Origin of the sequence: Kitasatospora sp. NPDC036755, from assembly GCF_040636595.1 — a bacterium.
In the GTDB taxonomy this organism is placed as follows: domain Bacteria; phylum Actinomycetota; class Actinomycetes; order Streptomycetales; family Streptomycetaceae; genus Kitasatospora.
This window is the reverse complement of sequence record NZ_JBEZUT010000495.1, coordinates 1-4438: the sequence shown is the minus strand read 5'-3', so window position 1 is coordinate 4438 and position 4438 is coordinate 1. Positions and strand designations below refer to the sequence as shown.

At 76.5% G+C, this 4438-nt stretch carries 2 protein-coding genes; both read right to left on the bottom strand.

Annotated features, from left to right (window positions below; all coding sequences use genetic code 11):
- Positions 1 to 45 precede the first annotated feature (45 nt).
- Positions 46 to 3231, bottom strand: coding sequence for a type I polyketide synthase (locus tag AB0E96_RS38675; protein WP_359831153.1), 3186 nt, complete (start codon positions 3229 to 3231; stop codon positions 46 to 48).
- Between the two features lie 38 nt (positions 3232 to 3269).
- The gene (locus AB0E96_RS38670) at positions 3270 to 4373 is read right to left on the bottom strand and encodes a beta-ketoacyl reductase (RefSeq protein ID WP_359831151.1); all 1104 of its coding nucleotides are present in this window, start codon (positions 4371 to 4373) and stop codon (positions 3270 to 3272) included.
- Positions 4374 to 4438: the final 65 nt, after the last annotated feature.

The following is a 4438-nucleotide window of genomic DNA, read 5'->3' as shown; positions in this document are numbered from 1 at the left end:
TCGGCGCGCCCCGCTCCAGCGGCTCGCGGTTCCACTCCTGGAGCATCATCCGGTAGCCGTTCCCGGACAGCACGGCGGCCCACGTCTTCGAGCCGTCCACACCGGGCGGTCCTGGTCGGCGCCGGTGTGCACGGTGAACGGCCGTCCGCCGTCCGGCTCCGCCGCGCCGACGGCCAGTTGGAGCCGCAGCCGGCCGCGGTGCGGCAGCGCCACCGGCCGGGTGAGGGTCAGCTCCTCGACCAGCCCGCAGCCGAGTTCATCGCCCGCCCGGATCGCCAGGTCCAGCAGGGCGGCGGCGGGCAGCACCGGTTCGCCGTGCAGGGTGCGGTCGGCCAGCCAGGGCTGGGAGCGCGCCGACACCCGGCCGGTGAACACCATGGCGTCGCTGCCTGCCACCTCGACGGCCGAGTCCAGCAGCGGGTGCCCGGCGAGCGGGTCCGCGGGCCGTTCCTCGGCGGCGTCCACCCAGTAACGCTGCCGTTCGAAGGGGTAGCTCGGCAGCTCCACCGGGCGGGGTCGGGCCGGGGCCAGGAACGCCGGCCAGTCGACCGGGGCGGCCGCGGCCCACAGCCGGCCCAGCGCGGCGACCAGGGCCCGCGGCTCGGACCAGCCGGACCGCGCGGCGGCCACCGGCACCACCCCCGGGCCGTCGGCGAGGCAGTCCTCGACCATCGCGGTCAGGACGGCCGCCGGGCCCAGCTCCAGCGTCACGCCCACCTGCCGCGCGGCCAGGGTGCGGACGGCGTCGAGGAAGCGCACCGGGCTGCGCACCTGGTCGATCCAGTACTCGGGCGAGCGCAGCTGCTCCTCGGTGACGAGCCGGCCGGTCACCGTGGAGACGATCGGGACGGTGGGCGCGCTCAGCGTCACGCCCTCGAGCACCCGGGCGAACTCCGCGGTCATCGGTTCCATCAGCGGGGAGTGGAAGGCGTGGCTGACCACCAGCCGCTTGGCGGACCGGCCCCACCCCCGGACGGCCGCGGCGATCTCCTCGACCACCGCCTCCTCGCCCGAGACCACCACCGCGGCCGGGCCGTTGACGGCGGCGAGCCCGACCCGGCCCGGGTGGGCGGCGAGCAGCGGACCGACCTCCTCGGCCGAGACGCGCAGTGCCGCCATCGCGCCGCCCGGCGGCAGCGCCTGCATCAGCCGGCCCCGGGCGGCGACCAGCGCCGCCGCGTCGTCGAGCGTCAGAACGCCCGCGAGGTGGGCGGCGGCGAACTCGCCCACCGAGTGTCCGGCGAGGACGTCCGGCCGCACGCCCCAGGAGCCGACCAACCGGGCCAGCGCCACCTCGTGGGCGAACAGCGCGGGTTGGGCGTACGCCGTGTCGTCGAGCCGCTCGCCGGTGGCGATCACCTCGCGCAGCGGGCGGTCCAGGTGCGGGTCGACCGCGGCGCACACCGCGTCGAACGCGGCCGCGAACTCCGGGAACTCCCGGTGCAGTTCCAGGCCCATCCCGGCCCGCTGGGCACCCTGGCCGGTGAACAGGAAGGCCAGTCTGCCCGGCCGCGGCGGGGCCGCGGTGACGGCACCGTCCCCGTCGGCGGCCAAGGCCCGCAGCCCGTCGAGCAGTTCGGCGCGGTCCGCGCCCACCACGGCGGCCCGGTGCTCCAGGCCGGCCCGGGTCGTCGCCAGCGAGAACGCGAGGTCCGCCGCGGACAGTTCGGGCCGTCGCTCGGCGAGGGCGAGCAGCCGTCCGGCCTGGGCCCGTACGGCGCTCGGGGTACGGGCCGAGAGCAGCCAGGGCACGGCGGGCAGCGGACGCGCCGTGGAACCACCCTCGGCGGGACCGTCGGCCTCGGCGGGCTCGGCGGGCTCGGCGGGCTCGGCGGGCTCGGCGGGCTCGGCCGCCGGCGCCTGCTCGATGATCACGTGCGCGTTGGTGCCGCTCACTCCGAAGGCCGACACCGCCGCCCGGCGCGGGCGGCCGGTCTCCGGCCACGGCCGCTGCTCGGTGAGCAGTCGCACCGCGCCCGCCGACCAGTCGACCAGCGGGGTCGGCCGGTCCACGTGCAGGGTCTTCGGCAGCACGCCGTGCCGGATCGCCTGGATCGTCTTGATCACGCCGCCGACCCCGGCGGCGGCCGCCGAGTGGCCGATGTTGGACTTCAACGAGCCCAGCCAGAGCGGCCGTTCGGCCGGCCGCTGCGCGCCGTAGGCGGCCAGCAGCGCCTGCGCCTCGATCGGGTCGCCGAGCCGGGTGCCGGTGCCGTGCGCCTCGACCGCGTCCACGTCCGCCGGGTCCAGCCGGGCCTCGGCCAGCGCCTGGCGGATCACCCGCTCCTGGGACGGCCCGCTGGGTGCGGTGAGCCCGTTGGACGCGCCGTCCTGGTTGACCGCGGAGGAGCGCAGCACGGCCAGCACCCGATGCCCGTTGCGGACGGCGTCGGAGAGCCGCTCGACGAGCAGCAGGCCCACGCCCTCCGACCAGCCGGTGCCGTCGGCGGCGGCCGCGAAGGACTTGCACCGGCCGTCCGCGGCCAGGCCGCGCTGCCGGGAGAAGTCGACGAACCCGCCGGGCGTCGCGCTGATCGTCACCCCGCCGGCCAGGGCGAGGGAGGACTCGCCGTTGCGCAGTGACTGGGCGGCGAGGTGCAGCGCCACCAGCGAGGAGGAGCAGGCCGTGTCCACCGTGATCGCCGGGCCCTCGAAGCCGAACGAGTAGGAGATCCGGCCGGAGGCGACGCTGGTGAGCTTGCCGGTCAGCAGGTAGCCCTCCAGCTCGGCCGGGCCCTGGAGGCCGAGGTAGGTCTGTTCGACCGCCCCGACGAAGACCCCGACGTCCTCGCCCCGGAGCGCGGTCGGGTCGATCCCGGCGTGCTCGAAGGTCTCCCAGGCCGTCTCCAGCAGGACCCTCTGCTGGGGGTCCATGGAGACCGCCTCGCGCGGCGAAACCCCGAAGAACGCGGCGTCGAACTCGGCCGCGCCGTCCAGGAACCCGCCCTCCCGGGTGTAGGAGGTGCCCGGGGTGTCCGGGTCCTCGTCGTACAGCGCGTCCAGGTCCCACCCGCGGTCGGTGGGGAACTCCGTGACGGCGTCCCGGCCCTCGGCGACGAGCTGCCACAGCTCCTCCGCCGAGCCCACCCCGCCGGGGAACCGGCAGGCCATGCCGACGACGGCGATCGGCTCGCCGCGGCCGGCCTCCAGTTCCGCGACGCGGCGCCGGGCCTTCTGCAGGTCGGCCGTGACCCACTTCAGGTACTCGGCCAGCTTCTTCTCATCCGCCATGCGGACGGTCACCCCTTCCCTGTCCGGTGTGCCGGTCGTCAGTTGCCGGCACGGCCGAGCTCGTTGTCGATGAAGTCGAGGAGCTCGGCGGTCGAGGCGTCCTCCAGGTCGGTCACCGCGCCGTCGGCGGCGGGGGTGCCCCAGGCCTCCAGCCAGCGCGACAGGATGGTCTGCAGCCGGACGGTGACGGTGCCGCGTTCCTCCTCGTCGCCGACGGCGGAGAGCACCTCCTCCAGCCGGTCGAGTTCGGCCAGGACGGCGGACGAGGGCTCGGCAGCGTCCTGCGGCGTCACCTCGCCGAGCAGGAAGCCGGCCAGCGCGAGCGGCGTCGGGTGGGCGAACACCACCGTCACCGGCAGTGTGAGCCCGGCGGCCTCGCCCAGCCGGTTGCGCAGCTGGACGGCGGTCAGCGAGTCGAAGCCGAGCTCCTGGAAGGGGCGCTGGGGGTCGACGTCGGCCGGGTCGCGGAAGCCGAGCACGCCCGCCACCTCGGTGCGGACCAGGTCGAGCACGAGCTCGGTGCGCCCGTCGGGGGCGAGCCCTGCCAGCCGCTCGACCAGCGGGACGGCCTCGGCGGCCCGGGGGCGCCGGGTGCCCGCCGGGACCAGGGCCCGCAGCAGGGCCGGCACCGGGTCCAGGGCCCGCACCGCCGCGAGGTCGAACGGGGTGGCGGTGAGCGCGGGCGGGTCCACCCGCAGGGCGGCGTCGAACAGGGCGAGGCCCTGTTCCGGGCCGACCGGCAGGAAGCCCTCCCGGGCGAAGCGGGCGCGGTCGGCCGCGGTGATCCCGGCGTTGATCCCGCCCTCGACCTCCCACAGGCCCCAGGCCAGCGAGGTCGCCGGCAGGCCCTGGGCCCGGCGCTGGTGCGCCAGGGCGTCCAGGGCGGCGCCGGCCGCCGCGTAGTTGGCCTGGCCGGGGCCGCCGAAGACGGCGACGACGGACGAGAACAGGACGAAGGCGGTGAGGTCCTGGTCCCGGGTCAGCTCGTGCAGGTGCCGGGCCGCGTCCACCCGGGAGCGCAGCACGCCCGCCAGCTGCTCGGGGGTGAGCGCCGGGAGCAGCCCGTTGTCGAGGACGCCCGCGGCGTGCACCACCCCGGTCAGCGGGCGGTCGCCGAGCAGCATGAACATCGGCAGCAGCACCTCCGAGTACCTGATCTCGGACGACGGCGCCGCCGTCTACGCCTTCCGCCGCTACAGCGCCACCG